This is a genomic window from Bradyrhizobium sp. S3.3.6, assembly GCF_040546905.1.
Lineage (GTDB): Bacteria > Pseudomonadota > Alphaproteobacteria > Rhizobiales > Xanthobacteraceae > Bradyrhizobium > Bradyrhizobium cytisi.
In genome coordinates this window covers 1-18,559 of sequence record NZ_JBEPOT010000004.1, presented here as the reverse complement: position 1 = coordinate 18,559, position 18,559 = coordinate 1, and the positions used below count along the sequence as shown (strand labels likewise).

The 18,559-nt window shown below is 64.4% G+C and carries 18 protein-coding genes; 15 read left to right on the top strand and 3 right to left on the bottom strand.

Annotation, left to right across the window (positions count from 1 at the left end; all coding sequences use genetic code 11):
* Positions 1-686: 686 nt before the first annotated feature.
* Positions 687-3,101, bottom strand: coding sequence for a lytic transglycosylase domain-containing protein (locus ABID59_RS12755; RefSeq protein WP_354084046.1), 2,415 nt, complete (start codon positions 3,099-3,101; stop codon positions 687-689).
* A 296-nt stretch (positions 3,102-3,397) separates the two neighbouring features.
* Between ABID59_RS12755 and dapA the strand changes: the two genes are divergently transcribed.
* The 4 genes from dapA to ABID59_RS12735 all read left to right on the top strand — a co-directional run bounded on the left by dapA (position 3,398) and on the right by ABID59_RS12735 (position 5,889).
* Entirely contained in the window at positions 3,398-4,288 is an 891-nt protein-coding gene (gene dapA, locus ABID59_RS12750; RefSeq protein WP_187435282.1) for a 4-hydroxy-tetrahydrodipicolinate synthase, read from the top strand.
* A 26-nt stretch (positions 4,289-4,314) separates the two neighbouring features.
* On the top strand, positions 4,315-4,758 hold the full coding sequence (mscL, locus tag ABID59_RS12745; protein WP_148754926.1) for a large conductance mechanosensitive channel protein MscL: 444 nt from the start codon (positions 4,315-4,317) through the stop codon (positions 4,756-4,758).
* Between the two features lie 72 nt (positions 4,759-4,830).
* Positions 4,831-5,304, top strand: a complete 474-nt coding sequence (gene smpB, locus ABID59_RS12740) for an SsrA-binding protein SmpB (RefSeq protein WP_061847806.1) — start codon at positions 4,831-4,833, stop codon at positions 5,302-5,304.
* 3 nt (positions 5,305-5,307) lie between these two features.
* The gene (locus tag ABID59_RS12735; protein ID WP_354083626.1) at positions 5,308-5,889 is read left to right on the top strand and encodes a peroxiredoxin; all 582 of its coding nucleotides are present in this window, start codon (positions 5,308-5,310) and stop codon (positions 5,887-5,889) included.
* Here the strand turns inward: ABID59_RS12735 and ABID59_RS12730 are convergent.
* Together ABID59_RS12730 and ABID59_RS12725 are read right to left on the bottom strand one after the other, a co-directional pair.
* Positions 5,886-6,560 carry a uracil-DNA glycosylase gene (locus ABID59_RS12730; RefSeq protein WP_354083625.1) on the bottom strand — a complete coding sequence of 225 codons (675 nt, stop codon included), beginning with the start codon at positions 6,558-6,560 and terminating at the stop codon, positions 5,886-5,888. The two genes, ABID59_RS12735 and ABID59_RS12730, sit on opposite strands and share 4 nt — an antisense overlap.
* Positions 6,541-7,185, bottom strand: a complete 645-nt coding sequence (locus ABID59_RS12725; protein WP_148773836.1) for a LabA-like NYN domain-containing protein — start codon at positions 7,183-7,185, stop codon at positions 6,541-6,543. Before ABID59_RS12725 ends, ABID59_RS12730 begins: the two co-directional genes overlap by 20 nt.
* 328 nt (positions 7,186-7,513) lie before the next feature.
* Here ABID59_RS12725 and rpoZ point away from each other — a divergent pair, with 328 nt between their 5' ends.
* The 11 genes from rpoZ to parC all read left to right on the top strand — a co-directional run bounded on the left by rpoZ (position 7,514) and on the right by parC (position 18,449).
* On the top strand, positions 7,514-7,906 hold the full coding sequence (gene rpoZ / locus ABID59_RS12720; protein ID WP_014494742.1) for a DNA-directed RNA polymerase subunit omega: 393 nt from the start codon (positions 7,514-7,516) through the stop codon (positions 7,904-7,906).
* A gap of 209 nt (positions 7,907-8,115) precedes the next feature.
* Positions 8,116-10,401, top strand: a complete 2,286-nt coding sequence (locus tag ABID59_RS12715; protein WP_354083624.1) for a RelA/SpoT family protein — start codon at positions 8,116-8,118, stop codon at positions 10,399-10,401.
* 45 nt (positions 10,402-10,446) lie between these two features.
* Complete coding sequence (locus tag ABID59_RS12710) at positions 10,447-11,199, top strand: pyridoxine 5'-phosphate synthase (RefSeq protein ID WP_354083623.1); 753 nt, start codon at positions 10,447-10,449, stop codon at positions 11,197-11,199.
* Positions 11,196-11,615 (top strand): holo-ACP synthase, encoded by a 420-nt coding sequence (gene acpS / locus ABID59_RS12705; protein WP_354032669.1) that lies wholly within the window; start codon positions 11,196-11,198, stop codon positions 11,613-11,615. Before ABID59_RS12710 ends, acpS begins: the two co-directional genes overlap by 4 nt.
* 248 nt (positions 11,616-11,863) lie before the next feature.
* Positions 11,864-12,628 carry a signal peptidase I gene (gene lepB / locus ABID59_RS12700; RefSeq protein ID WP_354032670.1) on the top strand — a complete coding sequence of 255 codons (765 nt, stop codon included), beginning with the start codon at positions 11,864-11,866 and terminating at the stop codon, positions 12,626-12,628.
* On the top strand, positions 12,625-13,509 hold the full coding sequence (gene rnc / locus ABID59_RS12695; protein ID WP_148753498.1) for a ribonuclease III: 885 nt from the start codon (positions 12,625-12,627) through the stop codon (positions 13,507-13,509). The genes lepB and rnc overlap by 4 nt, the downstream gene beginning before the upstream one ends.
* Complete coding sequence (gene era / locus ABID59_RS12690; RefSeq protein WP_354083622.1) at positions 13,499-14,425, top strand: GTPase Era; 927 nt, start codon at positions 13,499-13,501, stop codon at positions 14,423-14,425. The genes rnc and era overlap by 11 nt, the downstream gene beginning before the upstream one ends.
* Before the next feature lie 21 nt (positions 14,426-14,446).
* A complete protein-coding gene (locus ABID59_RS12685) occupies positions 14,447-14,827 on the top strand; it encodes a hypothetical protein (RefSeq protein ID WP_148753500.1) in 381 nt (126 codons plus the stop codon).
* A gap of 147 nt (positions 14,828-14,974) precedes the next feature.
* Entirely contained in the window at positions 14,975-15,727 is a 753-nt protein-coding gene (recO, locus tag ABID59_RS12680; RefSeq protein WP_148753501.1) for a DNA repair protein RecO, read from the top strand.
* A gap of 127 nt (positions 15,728-15,854) precedes the next feature.
* On the top strand, positions 15,855-16,130 hold the full coding sequence (locus ABID59_RS12675; protein WP_354032672.1) for a hypothetical protein: 276 nt from the start codon (positions 15,855-15,857) through the stop codon (positions 16,128-16,130).
* A gap of 60 nt (positions 16,131-16,190) precedes the next feature.
* Complete coding sequence (gene parC, locus ABID59_RS12670; protein ID WP_354083621.1) at positions 16,191-18,449, top strand: DNA topoisomerase IV subunit A; 2,259 nt, start codon at positions 16,191-16,193, stop codon at positions 18,447-18,449.
* Positions 18,450-18,559: the final 110 nt, after the last annotated feature.

Below are 18,559 nucleotides of genomic sequence, written 5' to 3'. Positions count from 1 at the left end.
TTTCATTTGCGCCAAGAGCGACAGCAGCAATCAGAAAGTCGTCGAACGCAGGCTCGCGTTGAACTCGACGCCGTACTTTGATGCCGGGGACGTGAGCAATCGTGAAGAGGTGGCGGACTGGTGCGGCAAGGGCCGAAGCCTAGGTACGCGTAGCAACTCAACAGGAGCAATTGCGATGCGTGCGATCTTGGCCTTGGGTATCCTTGTCGCCCTGACCGTCTCGGCCAGTGCTGGAACGACAAATCATAAGCGGCATGCCGCGTCTGCCACACAGACTTTTGCCCCCCGATTGACGCCGCGTGCGGCTAGGGGCTTTGCCTATGTTCCCCACGCGGCCCCATACTCAGCACCGGTCGGACACGGCGATCCCTACCAAAGCCAACACTGGGGCGGTTAACCTCACAAGTGCATGATCGGGAAGAGTGTGAAGCGGTTTTCCGAAAGGGATCGTGCTTCCGCTTTAGAATGGCTCCCGGCAGCCGATATAAGCGCATCAGATTCCTCGATAGCCTGATCCAAATTACTAGAGCCTTCGGACAAAGCATCGGCGGTCGGGCCGCGCGCCGAACTTCTCGCCCCGATTGAGCCTCAGGGTGCGATGGCTTCCTCGCGCCCCTCGGTCGTTCGGGACGTGCCCGCCAAGACCCTATCGCGGGGCAGCCTCTTACGGGCGAGAGAGAAGGTCGCTATTCCACGCTGCCGGCGCCGCGGCGCAAATCGGCCTCGATCTGGAGCCGCGTGCCGCCGCCGAAGCGGGCGCGGTAGACTTGGAGATTCTCCATGATCCGCTGCACGTAGTTGCGGGTCTCGGAGAATGGGATCAGCTCGACCCAGTCGACGGCATCGATCTTGGCGTCGCGCGGATCGCCGTAACGGTCGATCCACTTCTTCACGCTGCCGCGGCCGGCGTTGTAGGCGGCGAAGGTCATGATGTAGGAGCCGCGATAATCCTCGAGCAGGCCGCCGAGCTCGGCTGCGCCGAGCGTGGCGTTGTAGGACGAATCGTTCTTCAGCCGCGAGAGGTCATAGGTGGCGCCGTGCCGTTTGCAGACGTAACGCGCGGCATCCGGCGTCACCTGCATCAGGCCATAGGCCTGCGCCGGCGAGACCACGGAGGGGTTGAACGCGCTTTCCTGTCGCGCGATCGCGTAGACGATGCTGCGCTCGACCTCGGGACCGATCTGCGTGAACTGCGGGATGCCGTTGACGGGATAGGCGTAGAAATCGAACGGCAGGCCACGATTGAGCGCTGCCTTGCCGAGCAGCAGCATGCCGCGTGCGTCGCCGTAGCGCTGGGTCAGCTCGCCGAGGCCGGCAAGCGCTTCGGGATCGCCGTTCTCGCCCATATCGGCGAGCAGCGGTATTGCCATCTCGCGCTCGTCGAGCTCGTAGAGCAGTTGCGCGGCGCGCACGATCTCCAGCCGCTCGGCGCCGCGGCCGCGCGGCTGGCTGTTCAGCTCGATCTGCGGCAGGCCGAGCTTTGCGCGCGCGAGCTGGCCGTAATAACTGGTGGATTGCTCGGCAGCGCGGGCATAGGCGTTGCGCGCTTCCTGCTGGCGACCGGCGGCCTCGGCCGCGCGGCCCTGCCAGTAACCGGCACGCGCGAGCGTGGTCGGATTGACGCTGCCGACACCGATGCGGGCAAAGTGCTGGGCGGCTGCGGCGGGATCGTTGAGGAAGCGCAGCGCGATCCAGCCCGCCGTGAACTCCTGCTCGGTCTTGTAGATGTCGCGTGAGGGGAGCGCCGCGTCGCGCGCGATCAGATAGGCGCTGCGGAATTCCTCGGTGTCGATCATCTTGCGGGCCAGCAGGCGCCGCTCGATCCACCATTCGTCGAGATTGTAGAGCCGGTTTGGATCCTTCGGCGCCGACAGCATGAGCTGGGCGGCTTCGGCAAACTTCTCCTCACGGCGCAGCAGCTGGATCTTGCTGAAGATGAAGCCGGGATCATTGTGCAATTCGCGCGGCACCTCTTCGAGCAGAGCGCGCGTGTTCGGCGCCTTCTTGAAGGAGGCGATGCGGGCCTTGGCGAGCGCGACATAGCCGGCGCCGAGCCGTTTTGCCGCGCGCAGTGCCGCCTCGTGCTCGCTGCCATACAGCAGCGTGTCCATCCGTGCCTTCTGGTCGCCCGGCGTGAGCAGGGCGCCGAACTGGTCGAGCGCGTTGTTCTCGGTGTCCTCCGACATCGGATCGCTGCGCCAGGCCTCGCGCACGAGCCGCTCGGCATTGGCGCGATCGCCGCGCGCCAGCATCGCCTTGGCGAGCACGAAGCGGCCCTTGGCCGAAACGGGGGATTCGTTCTCGAACCACGACCAGCCAACGGAATCGTCGCGCCTGTCGTCCCACATCGCGGCCTCCAGGCGCCGGCGCAGGAAGGTCTGCGACGGCCAGCTCGGATTGGCGGAGAGGAAGGCGCGGTAGCGCTCGACGCTCGCGCCATTGTCCTCGCTGCGCAGGATGATCCATTCCGCGAGCTTTCGCGCAACGGGGTCCGAAATCGAATCCGCGTAACTGCTGGCGTCGCCGGGCTTGCGCTTGCGCACCAGCTCGATGACGTTCTCGAGCGTGTCCTTGTCGGCTTGCGATGTCGACGAGGTCGCAGCAACCGCGGCCGGCGTGACCGGCTTGCGCGGCGCGGCGTGCTGGCGGGTCGCAGGCGCCAGCACCGGCGTCGCGACAGGCTTGGCGGGGACCGGGGCGGAAGGTCTGACGGTGGCCGTCACCGCCGGCGCGGTCTGCGAGGCCGGAGCATTGGCGGCCGGTGGTGCCTTTGGCGCGGGGGTGGCGGCCGCGGGCTTCGGCTTGTCCTTGGCGGCATCCTTGGTGGCGGGCTTCTTCGCAGCATCCTTCTTCGCAGGATCTTTCTTCGCAGGATCTTTGGCCGGCGCGGAAGCTGCTCCCTTGCTGGCGCCTTTGGCGGTTTCTTTGCCTGTGTCCTTGGTCGATCCCTTCGTCGCGTCCTTCGCGGAGGGCTTGACCGCTGGTTTCGCGGTCCCCTTATCAGTTCCTTTGGCGGGCTGCTTGGCCGGTTCCTTCGTGGCGTCCTCGGCCGGCTCATTGGACTTGGCCAGGGCGACGCAGCCGATCGACAGGCCGGCCATCAGGCAGATGGCCAGACCGGCAGATCGCCATGCGGCGCGCGGAAAGGAGGTCACGGAGGTTCGTCGCCCCGAATCAGTCAATTGGCTCAAGACCTATCTGTACAAGATCTGGCTGTATTTGATTGAATATGCGGACAAAATACCAACAGCCGCTTACCTTCGCCCGGTTTGCACCACCACCGCGGCAAAATCGCGGCTTAAACGGTGCGTCGGCCGGCAGCAGGTCTTTTACCGGCCGGACAGACCCGATAAGAATGGGCCTTGCTCTAAATTCTCGCCGCGTACGGAGGAAGTCCATGGCAGCCAAGACGAAATTCCGGGGGTCGTTCACCGCCTTGGTCACGCCGTTCAAGAACGGCTCGCTGGACGAGGCGGCGTTCCGCTCCCTGGTCAACTGGCAGATCTCCGAGGGCACCAACGGCCTGGTCCCGGTCGGCACCACCGGCGAGAGCCCGACGCTCTCTCACGACGAGCACAAGAAGGTCGTCGAATGGTGCATCGAGGAGGCCAAGGGCCGGGTGCCCGTGATCGCCGGCGCCGGCTCCAACTCGACCAAGGAAGCGGTCGAGCTGGCCCAGCATGCCGAAAAGGCGGGCGCCAACGCCGTGCTGGTGGTCACGCCCTACTACAACAAGCCGACCCAGGAAGGCATGTACCAGCACTTCAAGGCGATTAACGATGCGATCGGGATTCCGATCATCATCTACAACATCCCGCCGCGCTCGGTGATCGACATGTCGGTCGACACCATGAAGCGGCTGTGGGAGCTGAAGAACATCGCCGGCGTCAAGGACGCCACCGCCAGCATGGTACGCGTGTCGCAGCAGCGTGCGGCGATGGGCGAGGACTTCAATCAGCTCTCCGGCGAGGACGCGACCATCCTCGGCTACATGGCGCATGGCGGCCATGGCTGCATCTCGGTGACGTCGAACGTCGCACCGCGGCTGTGCTCGGAGTTCCAGGCCGCCTGGGCGAAGGGCGACCACGCCACCGCGCTGAAGATCCACGACAAGCTGATGCCGCTGCACAACAACCTTTTCATCGAGAGCAATCCGGCGCCGATCAAGTATGCAATGACGCTGCTCGGCAAGATGGACGAGACGCTGCGGCTGCCGATGGTGCCGGTGTCCGAACCAACGCGCGTTGCCGTGCGCAGCGCCATGGTGCACGCCGGCCTGATCAATTGATGCTTTAGCCACCGGGGACGCTTGTCATGAGCGCAGTCGACGAAAAGGGCAGGCGGATCCTCACGGAGTTTCGCGAGTTCGCCATGAAGGGCAATGTCGTCGACCTCGCGGTCGGCGTCATCATCGGCGCGGCCTTCGGCGCAATCGTCACTTCGCTGGTCGGTGACATCATCATGCCGCTCATCGGCGCCGCGACCGGCGGCCTCGACTTCTCGAACTACTACGTACCCTTGTCGAAGGCGGTTACCGCCACCAACTTAGCGGATGCGAAAAAGCAAGGCGCAGTGCTTGCTTATGGCAGCTTCCTGACGCTGACGATCAACTTCATCATCGTCGCCTTCGTGTTGTTCATCGTGATCCGCGCTATAAACACGCTGAAGCGCAAGGAAGCGGCGGCACCCGCCGAGCCGCCGAAGCCGTCGGCGGAGGTGGTGCTGCTGACCGAGATCCGCGATCTCCTCAAGAAGTGACGCGCGCGCTTCATCCTAACTGTTAGCTTACGCGCGTATCCCGATCAGGTTTGCTGCCAGGTTTTGAAGGTCATGGCCGATAAGAACGAACGTCCTATCAAGGTCATGGCGGAGAATCGCAAGGCCCGCTTCAACTATGCGATCGAGGATACGATCGAGGCGGGCATTGCGCTGACTGGAACCGAGGTGAAGTCGATCCGCAACGGCAAGAGCACGATCGCTGAGTCCTACGCCGACTCCAAGAACGGCGAAATCTGGCTGATCAACGCCACCATTCCCGAATACCTCCAGGGCAACCGCTTCAACCACGAGCCCAAGCGGCCGCGAAAGCTGCTGCTGCACCGCCGGCAGATCAACAAGCTCATGGGCGCGGTCGACCGCGAGGGCATGACGCTGATCCCGCTCAAGCTCTATTTCAACGAGCGCGGGCGGGCCAAGCTGCAGCTCGCGGTTGCGAAGGGCAAGAAGCTGCACGACAAGCGCGAGACCGAGAAGAAGCGCGACTGGAGCCGGGAGAAGGGCCGGCTGATGCGGGCGAGGGGGTAGGGAATGACTCAGAGGAACCTGCTCGAGGTCGATTGGAGCCAGATCCCGGCGCCCACCGATGACGGCGCCGCCGCGCATCTGAAAGGCCTGACGCTGCCTGCTATCAGCCTGCTCGCGACCGACGATACGTCAGTGACGTTGTCGACGCTCTTCGGGCGCACCGTGGTGTTCGCCTATCCGCGCACCGGCGAGCCCGGCAAGATCTCGCTGGTCGACGATTGGGACATGATTCCCGGCGCGCGCGGCTGCACACCGCAGACCTGCGCGTTCCGCGATCTTTTCGCCGATCTCCGGGCGGCCGGCGCCTCGCACGTGTTCGGCCTGTCGACCCAGGGCAACGAATACCAGACCGAAATGGCCTCGCGGCTGCATCTGCCGTTCCCGGTGCTCTCGGACGAGAAGCTAGCGCTCACGCGCGCCCTCAATTTGCCGACCATGGAGGTCGCAGGCCTGACGCTGATCAAGCGCCTCGCGCTGATCATCGACGATGCCACGATCACGCATGTTTTCTATCCGGTGTTTCCGCCGGACCGGAACGCCGGCGACGTGCTCGACTGGCTGAAGGCCAATCCGGCCGGCGCCTAGTCGAGATCGGCCTTCACCTTCGCGAACACGCTGCGAAACATGTCCGTCGTCAGCACGCCCGTGTTCGTGTTGTAGCGGGAGCAGTGATAGCTGTCGTAGAGCTTGAACCGGCCTGCCTGGTGCACGGCGCCGTGGCCGAAGGGGGCTTGCGAAGCCTTCAGCTTCAGCGGCTTGAGCACGCTGTCGTGTGCAATCCGCCCGAGCGCCACGATCGCGCGCAGCTTCGGCATCGTCTCGAGATTCGTGACGAGGAACGGGCGGCAGGTGTTGATCTCGACCGGCAGCGGCTTGTTCTGCGGCGGCACGCAATGCACGGCATTGGCGATCCGACAGTCGACCAGCTTCATGCCGTCGTCAGGACGCGCCTGATAGGTGCCCTTGGCAAAACCGTATTCCAGCAGCGTGGCGTAGAGCAGATCGCCGGCATAATCGCCGGTGAAGGGTCGGCCCGTGCGGTTGGCGCCCTGCATGCCCGGCGCGAGGCCGACGATCAACAGGCGCGCCTTGATGTCGCCGAACGGTGGTACCGGCGCATTGTGCCAGGATGGCTCACGCGTGCGGTTCGCCTCGCGGAAGGCGACCAGGCGCGGACAGAGCGGGCAATCACGCTCGGGGACGAGGGTGGGGGCCTGGCGGCTAGACCGGGCTACCTCACTCCTCGAAGTCGTCATCGCCCCTCGGCGCCATCGTGGTCGCGCGTTGGAGGAACTGCGGGGCGTGGTGGCGCGCCTCGCGCTCGCCGCGATCACGCGGGGCGGGGCGTTCGGACGGATCGCGGCCAAGCTTGGACTGCAACTCGACGAGGTCGGTGAAAACGTCGGCTTGGCGACGCAGCTCGTCGGCAATCATCGGCGGCTGGCTGGCGATGGTGGAGATCACCGTGACCCGCACGCCGCGGCGCTGCACGGCCTCGACCAGCGAGCGGAAATCGCCGTCACCCGAGAACAGCACCATCTGGTCGATGTGCTCTGCGAGTTCCATGGCATCGACCGCGAGCTCGATGTCCATGTTGCCCTTGACCTTGCGGCGGCCGGAGGCGTCGATGAATTCCTTGGTCGCCTTGGTGACGACCGTGTAGCCGTTGTAGTCGAGCCAGTCGATCAGGGGACGGATCGAGGAATATTCCTGATCCTCGATGATCGCTGTGTAATAGAACGCACGCAACAGCGTCCCGCGGCTCTGAAATTCCTTCAGAAGGCGCTTGTAGTCGATGTCGAAGCCCAGAGTTTTCGCAGTTGCGTAAAGATTGGCCCCGTCGATGAAGAGCGCGATCTTGTTGGTAGGGGAAGGTGACATTCAGTTTGCTCGCGTAGTGTTCGTGATAAATCGTTTATTGTTGGCGCGGCGGCAGCAAGCCGCGCAATTCAAAGTCCTGCCAAAACCCGTCGAAACCGCAAATCCGGAGAAGTCGGGGCAATCAAGGTATAGTTATGGCGGACCTTCATACACCCGTCGCCGCCCTCAATGGCGGCCCGGGAAACCACCCGTCCCAGCCCCAATGTGGAGGTAGCAGAGGCGTTTGGCGAGGCCAAATCACAAATTTGCCTTGCGAAACCGCCCCGGCCCCTATAACTACCCCCAATCATCCACATATTTCGTCCCACCCACAACGGAGCGACAGTCTATGGCTCGCGTCACCGTAGAAGATTGTATCGACAAGGTCGACAACCGGTTTGACCTGGTCCTGCTGGCCGCCCACCGTGCCCGCATGATCTCGTCCGGTTCACAACTAACGGTTGACCGCGATAACGACAAGAACCCTGTTGTATCTTTGCGTGAAATTGCCGACGAGACCATCTCGCCGGAGGATCTCCGCGAGGAGCTCGTGCACTCCCTCCAGAAGTTCGTCGAGGTGGACGAGCCCGAGCCGGATACGGTGCCGCTGATCGGTTCCGCCGGCGCCAGCGTCGATGCCGACGATACCGAAGTCGCTGTGGAGCGCATGACCGAAGAGGAGCTCCTGAAGGGCCTCGAAGGCCTCGCGCCGCCCGAAGAGCAGCCCGAGGAGGACGAGTAATCGTCCTATCGTGATCGTCGACTTCTTGTGATCTTATCAAAGGCCCGAACCCGTGTTCGGGCCTTTGCTTTTGTTGGCGTTTTCGTGGTTACCATAGCGCTGCCGGATTGCGCCGCGCGCCTGTCATTGAATTGATCGGCCGTGTCCGCGATCGGAGCTTAGGATGTATACAACGGGCCGTTTCATGGTCCGTTTGAAGGCAGGACGGCATGGTGTATCGACGCCGCAGACCCACGCAGATGCAGGCCGCAACCGAATCGGTTGCCGTGGCCCCGACTGCGCCGGTGGCACGGCCAGCGAAGCCGCGCGCGCGCATGATGCGTCAATATGACCTCGTCGAACGCGTCCGGTCCTACAATCCGAGCACCGACGAAGATCTGCTGAACCGCGCCTATGTCTACGCCATGAAGGCGCACGGCTCGCAGACCCGCGCTTCCGGCGACCCGTATTTCTCGCATCCGCTCGAAGTCGCGGCGATTCTCACCGACCTGAAGCTCGATGACGCGACCATCGTCGCCGCGCTGCTGCACGACACAATCGAGGACACCGAGGCGACGCGGGCGGAGATAGATCAGCTGTTCGGCCCCGAGATCGGCGCGCTGGTTGAGGGCCTGACCAAGCTGAAGCGGCTCGAGCTGGTGTCGCGCGAGGCCAAGCAGGCCGAGAACCTGCGCAAATTGCTGCTGGCGATCGCCGACGATGTCCGCGTGCTCCTGGTCAAGCTCGCCGACCGCCTGCACAACATGCGCACGCTCGACTTCGTGCCGACCGAGTCGCGCCGGCGCATTGCCGAGGAGACGCTCGACATCTACGCGCCGCTGGCCGGGCGCATGGGCATGCAGGAAATGCGCGAGGAGCTGGAGGACCTTTCCTTCCGCACCCTCGATCCCGAAGCCTATTCGGTGGTGATGCAGCGGCTCGATGCGCTCGCCGAGCGCAACCGCAACCTGATCGGCGAGATCGAGGACCAGCTCTCCAACAATCTGCGCCACAGGGGTCTCGGCGCGCGGGTCTATGGCCGCCGCAAGAAGCCGTTTTCGATCTGGACCAAGATGGAGCGCAAGTCGGTCGGCTTCGAGCAATTGTCCGATATCTTCGGCTTCCGCGTCGTCGTCAACGACATCGAGGCCTGCTATCGCGCGCTCGGCATCGTCCACACAACGTGGCCGGTCGTGCCGGGGCGTTTCAAGGACTACATCTCGACGCCGAAGCAGAACGACTACCGCTCGATCCACACCACCGTGATCGGCCCCGGCAACCAGCGCGTCGAGCTCCAGATCCGCACCGAGGCGATGGACCAGATTGCCGAGCGCGGCATCGCCGCGCACGTCTTCTACAAGGAAGGTGTGGGCTCGCCGACCGAATTCCTCAAGCGCGAGTCCACCGCGTTCGCCTGGCTGCGCCACACCATCGGCATCCTCTCCGAGAGCGCCAACCCCGAGGAATTTCTCGAGCACACCAAGCTCGAGCTGTTCCACGACCAGGTGTTCTGCTTCACCCCGAAGGGCAAGCTGATCGCGCTGCCGCGCCATGCCAATGTGATCGACTTCGCCTATGCCGTGCATACCGACGTCGGCAACAGCGCGGTCGGCTGCAAGATCAACGGCCAGTTCGCGCCGCTGTCATCCGAGCTTCAGAATGGCGACGAGGTCGAGGTGCTGACCTCGGAAGCCCAGTCGGCGCCGCCCTCGGCCTGGGAGACGCTCGCGGTCACCGGCAAGGCGCGCGCTGCGATCCGGCGCGCCACGCGCACCGCGGTGCGCGATCAATATGTCGGCCTCGGCCGGCGCATCGTCGAGCGCCTGTTCGAGCGCGCCAAGATCGAATACGCCGATGACAAGCTCAAGGGTGCGCTGCCGCGGCTGGCGCGCACCTCGATCGAGGACGTCATGGCCGCGGTCGGCCGCGGCGAGATCAAGGCCTCCCACGTCGCGCGCGCGATGTATCCCGACTACAAGGAGGAGCGCGTCGCGCGCTACGGCGTCAAGAAGGGGCTCGCCGCCAAGCTCAAGGAGAAGGCGCTGGAGCCGTCGCGCCGCCCGGTTGCGATCCCCATTGGCGGCAACAATTCCGACCTGCCTGTGAAGTTCGCGCCGAACGGCGGCGCCGTGCCCGGCGATCGCATCGTCGGCATCGTCACGCCGGGCGAGGGGATCACGATCTATCCGATCCAGTCGCCGGCGCTGAAGGATTTCGAGGAGGAGCCCGAGCGCTGGCTCGACGTCCGCTGGGACATCGAGGATTCGGCGCCGCAACGCTTCCCGGCGCGCATCAAGGTCGAGAATGTCAACGAGCCCGGCGCACTGGCGCAGATCGCGACCGTGATCGCCGAGCATGACGGCAACATCGACAATATCAGCATGCAGCGCCGCTCGCCCGACTTCACAGAGACGACGATCGATCTCGAAGTCTACGATCTCAAGCATTTGAGCGCGATCCTGGCCCAGCTGCGCGCCAAGGCGGTCGTCGCCCGCGTCGAACGTGTTAATGGATAGGCGTCTGTCGCAATCGCCTGTACCTCCGATCTCGTGAGTCCTGAAATGCCTGCATCTCCGCTCCGCCTCGGCGTCAATATCGATCATGTCGCGACCGTCCGTAACGCTCGCGGCGGCCGCCATCCCGATCCGGTCCGCGCCGCGCTGCTTGCGATCGAGGCCGGCGCCGACGGCATCACCGCGCATCTGCGCGAAGACCGCAGGCACATCCGCGACGAGGACATGGCGCGGCTGAAGGCGGAGATCTCCAAGCCGCTGAATTTCGAGATGGCGGCGACCGACGACATGATGCGCATCTCGCTCGCCACCAAGCCGCATGCGGTGTGCCTGGTGCCGGAGCGGCGCCAGGAGGTGACGACCGAGGGCGGCCTCGACGTGGTCGGCCAGCACAATGCGCTCGCGCCCCATATCGCGCGGCTGAACGATGCCGGCATCCGCGTCTCGCTGTTCATTGCTGCGGACCCTGCGCAAATCGAGATGGCGGCGCGGCTGCGCGCGCCTGTGATCGAGATCCACACCGGCGCCTGGTGCGACGCCGTGGTCGACGGCCACGGCGACAAGGCCGAGGCTGAATGGCGGCGGATCGTGGCGGGCGTGAAGCTCGCGAAGGACGCAGGCCTCGAGGTCCATGCCGGCCACGGGTTGGACTACGCGACGGCCGAGAAGATTGCCGCGCTGCCTGAAATCATGGAGCTCAACATCGGCTACTACATGATCGGCGAGGCGCTGTTCGTCGGTCTTGCGGAGACGGTCCGCACGATGCGCGCGGCAATGGATGTCGGACGGAGCCGGGCATGATCATCGGGATCGGCTCCGACCTCATCGACATCACCCGCGTGGCGAAGGTGATGGAGCGCCATGGCGAGCGTTTCCTCGACCGCATCTTCACTGCGGCCGAGCGGGCCAAGGCGGAGCGGCGGGCCAAGAACGAGAAGATGGTGGTGGCGACCTACGCCAAGCGCTTTGCCGCCAAGGAGGCCTGCTCCAAGGCACTCGGCACCGGCATCAGGCAGGGCGTGTGGTGGCGCGACATGGGGGTGGTCAACCTGCCCGGCGGCCGGCCGTCCATGCGGCTGACCGGGGGCGCGCTGGCCCGCCTCCAGGCCCTGACGCCGGAGGGATTCGAGGCCCAGATCGACCTGTCGATCACCGACGACTGGCCGTTGGCGCAGGCCTTCGTGGTCATTTCCGCCGTGCCGCGGGCTAAGCCCTGAAGGTCGGCGTTAATTTTATAATTCGTGTTAAAAATCAACACCTTATTTGTTTTTGATGCGATCCTTGATTGCGTGGCCTGCGACAACCGTCTAAAAGTCCGCGGACGCAAATCAGGCTGGTCGAATTCGGCTTTACGCCGGAATTGGCCCTCACTATCAGAATCAGGACAATCTCCTTGGGCTGCGAATCGGTGGGCCGTTCGCGGGAGGAGGGCGTTCTGTGATCGCCGGCCGAAATTGAGAGAGCAATGAGCGTGACTTCGGGAACGAAAACTGAAAGCGGCGTCGGCGAGACGATCCGGGTCGTGATCCATGCTCTCCTGATCGCGCTGGTGATCCGCACCTTCCTGTTCCAGCCGTTCAACATCCCGTCCGGCTCGATGAAGGCGACGCTGCTGGTCGGCGACTATCTGTTCGTCTCGAAATATTCCTACGGCTACAGCCACTACTCGATTCCGTTCTCGCCGCCGCTGTTCTCGGGACGGATCTGGGGCTCGGATCCGAACCGCGGCGACATCGTCGTGTTCCGGCTGCCGAAGGACGACACCACCGACTACATCAAGCGCGTGATCGGCTTGCCTGGCGACCATGTCCAGATGAAGGACGGTCTGCTCTACATCAACGACACCCCGGTCGAGCGCCAGCGCATGAGCGAATATGTCGGCGAGGATCCCTGCGGCTCCGAAGGCAGCGGCATCTCGCGTGTGAAGCGCTGGAAGGAGACGCTGCCGAACGGTGTCTCCTACGAGACGCTCGATTGCGCCGACAACGGCTACATGGACAACACCAACGTCTACACCGTGCCGTCAGGCCATTTCTTCATGATGGGCGACAACCGCGACAACTCCACCGACAGCCGCTTCCTCGGCCAGGTCGGCTATGTGCCGCAGGAGAACCTGATCGGCCGTGCCCAGATGATCTTCTTCTCGATCGCCGAAGGCGAGCATGCCTGGATGTTCTGGCGCTGGCCGTGGGCGGTGCGCTGGAATCGTTTCTTCAAAATCGTCCGATGAAAGACGAAGCCAAGGACATCACGACCCAATCGATCGAGGCGCAAGCCGCTCCTGAGGGCGAAGCTGCAACCAAGACGCTTGCGACCAAAACGCCTGATACCAAGGCGCCTGATACCAAGACTGCTGAAACCAAGGCTCCGGCGAAGAAGAAGCGGACGCGGAGCAGCAAGGCCAAGGCGGCAGCTGATGCGAATGCGGCGCTCGAGGCGCGCATCGGCCACAACTTCGCCGATCCGAACCTGCTGATGCAGGCGATCACCCACGTTTCGGCGCTGAAGTCCGGACGCAAGCGCGGCGACAGCTATCAGCGGCTGGAGTTCCTCGGCGACCACGTGCTCGGGCTCGTCGTGTCCGACATGCTCTATCATGCCTTCCCGAATGCCGATGAGGGCGAGCTGTCCAAGCGGCTTGCCGAGCTCGTGCGCAAGGAGAGCTGCGCCGACGTCGCCAAGTCGCTCGGTCTGCTCGATGACATCAAGCTCGGTTCGGTCGGCTCCAGCGCCGATGCGCGCCTGCGCAAGTCCATTCTCGGTGATATCTGCGAGGCGGTGATCGGCGCGATCTTCCTCGACGGAGGCCATGCGGCGGCGGACGAGTTCGTCAAGCGCAACTGGACCGAGCGCATGCACAAGCCACGGCGGCCGCTGCGCGATCCCAAGACCGTGCTGCAGGAATGGGCGCAGGGGAAGGGGCTGCCGACGCCTGTCTATCGCGAGGTCGAGCGCACCGGCCCGCATCACGATCCGGAGTTCCGCGTTGCTGTTGACCTGCCGGGTTTGGCGCCGGCCGAAGGCACCGGCGGCAGCAAGCGCGCGGCGGAGAAGGTCGCGGCCTCCGTCATGATCGAGCGCGAAGGCGTTGGTGGCGGCAATGACGGCTGAAGCGAGCGGCGAGGCGCCCATTGCTACGCGCTGCGGCTTCGTTGCGCTGATCGGCGCGCCGAATGTCGGCAAGTCCACGCTGGTCAATGCGCTGGTCGGGGCCAAGGTCACGATCGTCTCGCGCAAGGTGCAGACCACGCGCGCGCTGATCCGCGGCATCGTGATCGAGAACAACGCGCAAGTAATCCTGGTCGACACGCCTGGCATCTTCCTGCCCAAGCGCCGGCTCGACCGCGCCATGGTCTCGACCGCCTGGAGCGGGGCGCATGACGCCGATCTCGTCTGCGTGCTGCTCGACGCCAAGGCCGGGATCGACGAGGAAGCCGAGGCGATCCTCGGCAAGATTGCCAGCGTGAAACACGAGAAGATCCTGGTCATCAACAAGGTCGACCTGGTCCAGCGCGAGAAGCTGCTGGCGCTGGCGCAGGCCGCCAACGAGCGCATGCCGTTCGCGAAGACCTTCATGATCGCGGCAATCTCGGGCGACGGCGTCGATGACCTCAGGCAGACGCTGGCCGCGATGGTGCCGCCGGGTCCGTTCCTCTATCCCGAGGACCAGATGTCGGATGCGCCGATGCGGCAGCTTGCGGCCGAGATCACGCGCGAGAAGATCTATCGCAAGCTGCACCAGGAATTGCCCTACCAGTCCACGGTCGAGACCGACAAGTGGGAGGAGCGCAAGGACAAGTCGGTGCGCATCGAGCAGACGATCTTCGTGGAGCGCGAAAGCCAGCGCAAGATCGTGCTCGGCGCTGGCGGCGCTACCATCAAGTCGATCGGCGCGGACTCGCGCAAGGAAATCGCCGAGATTCTGGGCGTGCCGGTGCATCTGTTCCTGTTCGTCAAGGTGCGCGAGAACTGGGGCGACGATCCCGATCGCTATCGCGAGATGGGCCTGGAATTTCCCAAGGAATAAGCAAGAACAGATCGGTATTTGATGAGTGTGCCCCGTAACGTCCAGCGCTTCGAAGCGTTGCTCTATGCGTCGCTGATGCTGGATGCGCTGTCTGTGGCGGTGCAGGACCGCACGCCCACCACCGAGATGACCGAGCAGATGATCATGACGTCGACGCTGCTCGCCGGCGTGATGATTTCTCTGCTGATCTATTTCGTCTGGCTGGCGGCGCGCTGGCGCAAGAACTGGCCGCGCTGGGTGCTGGCCGCAGCGCTGGTGCTCTCCGTGATCTCGCTCGGCCAGATCATCGGCGAGAGGGGCATGGAGCTCGACAGCGCCATCGAGATCGTCTCCTGCGTGCTGACGGTGTTCGGGCTATATTTCTCGTTCACCGGCGACGCGCAGGGCTGGTTCAACGCGTGAGGTCTCGCGCGGTGCCGTAGGTTTGCAAAGGCGCGCCCTGGCGCGCCGTGCCCACCATTGATCGTCCGCGTCGCGTGGATCAAATTGGTGGGCACGCTTCCGCTTTGCCCACCCTACAAGCGCTCGAATTGCGCTACAATCGATCCCATGGAATGGACCGACGAAGGCATCGTGCTGGGCGTGCGGCGGCATGGCGAAAGCAGCGCCATCGTCGAGCTCTTGACGCGCCAGCACGGCCGGCATCTCGGTCTCGTGCGCGGCGGTGCCGGCTCGCGGATGCGGCCGCTCTTGCAGCCGGGGAACAGCGTCAGCGCGGTGTGGCGGGCGCGGCTCGACGAGCATCTCGGCACCTACGCGATCGAGGGATTGAAGTTGCGCGCGGCGACGCTGCTGGAATCGTCCCATGGCGTCTACGGCGTCACGCATCTGGCCTCGATTGCGCGGCTGCTGCCGGAGCGCGATCCGCACAACGACATCTTCGCGCTACTCGAACATTCGCTCGACGATTTCGACGACATCGGCAGCGCGGCCGTGCATCTCATTCATTTCGAGCTGGCGATGCTCGCAGAGCTCGGCTTCGGGCTCGCTCTTGAGAATTGCGCGGTGACCGGAGAGACCACAGACCTGATCTACGTCTCGCCCAAATCCGGCGGCGCGGTGTCCCGCGGCGCGGGCGAGCCGTGGCGCGACCGGCTGCTGCGGCTGCCATCCTTCCTGCGCCGTGGCGAAACCGCGAGCGAGCTTACCGATCAGGATCTCCAGGACGGCTTTCGGCTGACCGGCCTGTTCCTGCTGCGCCATGTTCTGGAGCCGCGGGGGCAGGTCCATTCCGACGCGCGCGCCGGCTTCATCAATGCGCTGACGCGGCAGCAGGCCAAAACCGCCCTTCCTGCGTCCTGAAAAGGGGGCAAACTCGTCGCCATGACGTCAGCGCGGCTCTGTATTGCCCAATCAGGCAGCTCTTGGCGGAACCAAAGCGGGTTTCCCGGATTGGCCCTTGGGTTCCAACCCCCGGGGGATAAACCTGATGCTGATCAAGGGACTTATCGTATCGGCAGCGCTGATGGCGCTGGCGCCGGACGCCCTCGCAGGCGAGCAACCAAGCGTGCTTCGTCGCGCTTCCTGCACGGTCGTCAGGTTCTATGTCGCCAAATATTCCGCTGCGGCCGCAGAGGCCTGGGCGCGGTCCAAGGGCGCAACGGAGGCCGAGATCGAGGCCGCCCGGCGTTGCCTGGCCAATGCGCCTGTCACCGCTCAGGCGAAGGTCCAGCCAACTGTAGCCGCCGGCTGGGCAGGGCAGTAGAAGCCCGCACGGAACCAATCCATCCTTGCCCGATTCGCTTCCACGGTTTAACCGGGCGGCATGGGAAAACGAATCGTTCCGCCGGAAGAACCGGCCGAAATTCATGATGTGCCGCTGCGTGAAGCGCTGGAAGAGCGCTATCTTGCGTACGCGCTCTCTACCATCATGCATCGCGCGCTGCCCGACGCGCGCGACGGCCTGAAGCCGGTGCACCGGCGCATTCTCTACGGTATGCGCCTGCTCAGGCTGGACCCGGGGTCCGGTTTCAAGAAGTCCGCCAAGATCGTCGGCGACGTGATGGGCTCGTTCCATCCGCACGGCGACCAGGCGATCTACGACGCCATGGTGCGCCTCGCGCAGGATTTCTCTTCGCGCTACCCGCTGGTCGACGGCCAGGGCAATTTCGGCAATATCGACGGCGATAATCCGGCCGCCTACCGTTACACCGAAGCGCGCATGACTGATGTCGCGCGGCTTCTGCTCGACGGCATCGACGAGGACGGCGTCGAGTTCCGTCCCAACTATGATGGCCAGTCCAAAGAGCCGGTGGTTCTGCCGGGCGGCTTTCCGAACCTGCTCGCCAACGGCGCGCAGGGCATCGCGGTCGGCATGGCGACCTCGATCCCGCCGCACAACGCCGCGGAGCTTTGCGATGCCGCGCTGCATCTGATCGAGAAGCCCGACGCGAAATCCAAGGCGCTTCTGAAGTGGGTGAAGGGTCCGGATTTCCCGACCGGCGGCATCTGCGTCGATTCCAAGCAGGCCATCGCTGAAGCCTACACCACCGGCCGCGGCTCGTTCCGTGTTCGCGCCCGATGGGAGCAGGAGGAGGGTACGCGCGGTACCTGGGTCGTCGTCGTCACCGAGATTCCCTTTCTGGTGCAGAAGTCGCGCATGGTCGAGAAGATCGCCGAGCTTCTCGACCAGAAGAAGCTGCCTCTGGTTGGCGAGGTCCGCGACGAATCCGCCGAAGACGTTCGTCTTGTCATCGAGCCGAAGTCGAAGAATGTCGATCCGGCCTTGATGATGGAATCGCTGTTCCGGCTGACCGAGCTGGAAAGCAAGATCCCGCTCAACCTCAACGTGTTGATGAAGGGCCGTATCCCCAAGGTGGTCGGCCTCGCGGAGTGCCTGCGCGAATGGCTCGACCATCTGCGCGACGTCCTGATCCGCCGCAGCAATTATCGCAAGACGCAGATCGAGAACCGGCTCGAGATCCTCGGCGGTTATCTGATCGCCTTCCTGAACATCGATGAGGTGATCAGGATCATCCGCACGGAGGACGAGCCGAAGCCGGTTCTTATGAAGACATTCAAGCTTACGGAGGTGCAGGCCGAGGCGATCCTCGATATGCGCCTGCGTCGCCTGCGCAAGCTTGAGGAAATGGAGATCCGTACCGAGGACAAGGATCTGCGCAAGGAACTGAAGGGCATCGAGGGACTGCTCGCGTCCGAGCCCGAGCAATGGAAGAAGGTCGGCGAGCAGGTCGCCAAGGTCCGCGACATGTTCGGACCGAAGACGCCGCTCGGCAAGCGCCGCACCACCTTTGCGGATGCGCCCGAACACGATCTTGCCGCGATGGAGGAAGCGCTCGTCGAGCGTGAGCCGGTGACGGTCGTCGTCTCCGACAAGGGCTGGATCCGCACCATGAAGGGCCATGTCGAGGATCTCTCGGGGCTCGCCTTCAAGCAGGACGACAAGCTCGGCTTCGCCTTCTTCGCGGAGACGACCTCGAAGCTGCTGCTGTTCGCGACCAACGGAAAGTTCTACTCGCTCGATGTCGCGAAACTGCCGGGCGGCCGCGGTCATGGCGAGCCGATCCGCCAATACATCGACCTCGAGCCGGAGGCCGCTCCTGTCACGCTGTTCGTCAACAAGGGCGGACGCAAATTCCTGGTCGCGAGCCACGAGGGCCAGGGCTTTGTCGTCAACGAGGACGATTGCGTCGGCACCACCAAGAAGGGCAAGCAGGTCCTCAACGTCGACATGCCGAACGAGGCGCGCACGGTCACCGAGGTGATCGGCGATACCGTCGCGGTCATCGGCGAGAACCGCAAGATGCTGATCTTCCCGCTCGACCAGGTGCCGGAGATGGCGCGTGGCCGCGGCGTGAGGCTGCAAAAATACAAGGACGGCGGCCTTTCTGACATCGCTGTCTTCGAGGCCAAGGCGGGCCTTACGTGGAAGGACTCGGCGGGGCGCGAATTCTCGGCGACCATGAAGGAGCTCGCCGAATGGCAAGGCACCCGCGCCGACGCCGGCCGCCTGCCGCCGAAGGGTTTCCCGAAGTCGAACAAGTTCGGCAAGGTGATCGGGTAGGGCGGCTCTCGCCTCGGGGGGGGGGGGGGGGGGGGGGGGGGGGGGGGGGGGGGGGGGGCCGGGCGGGGGGGGGGGGGTGGGGGGGGGGGGCGGCGACGCCGGGCGCGGGC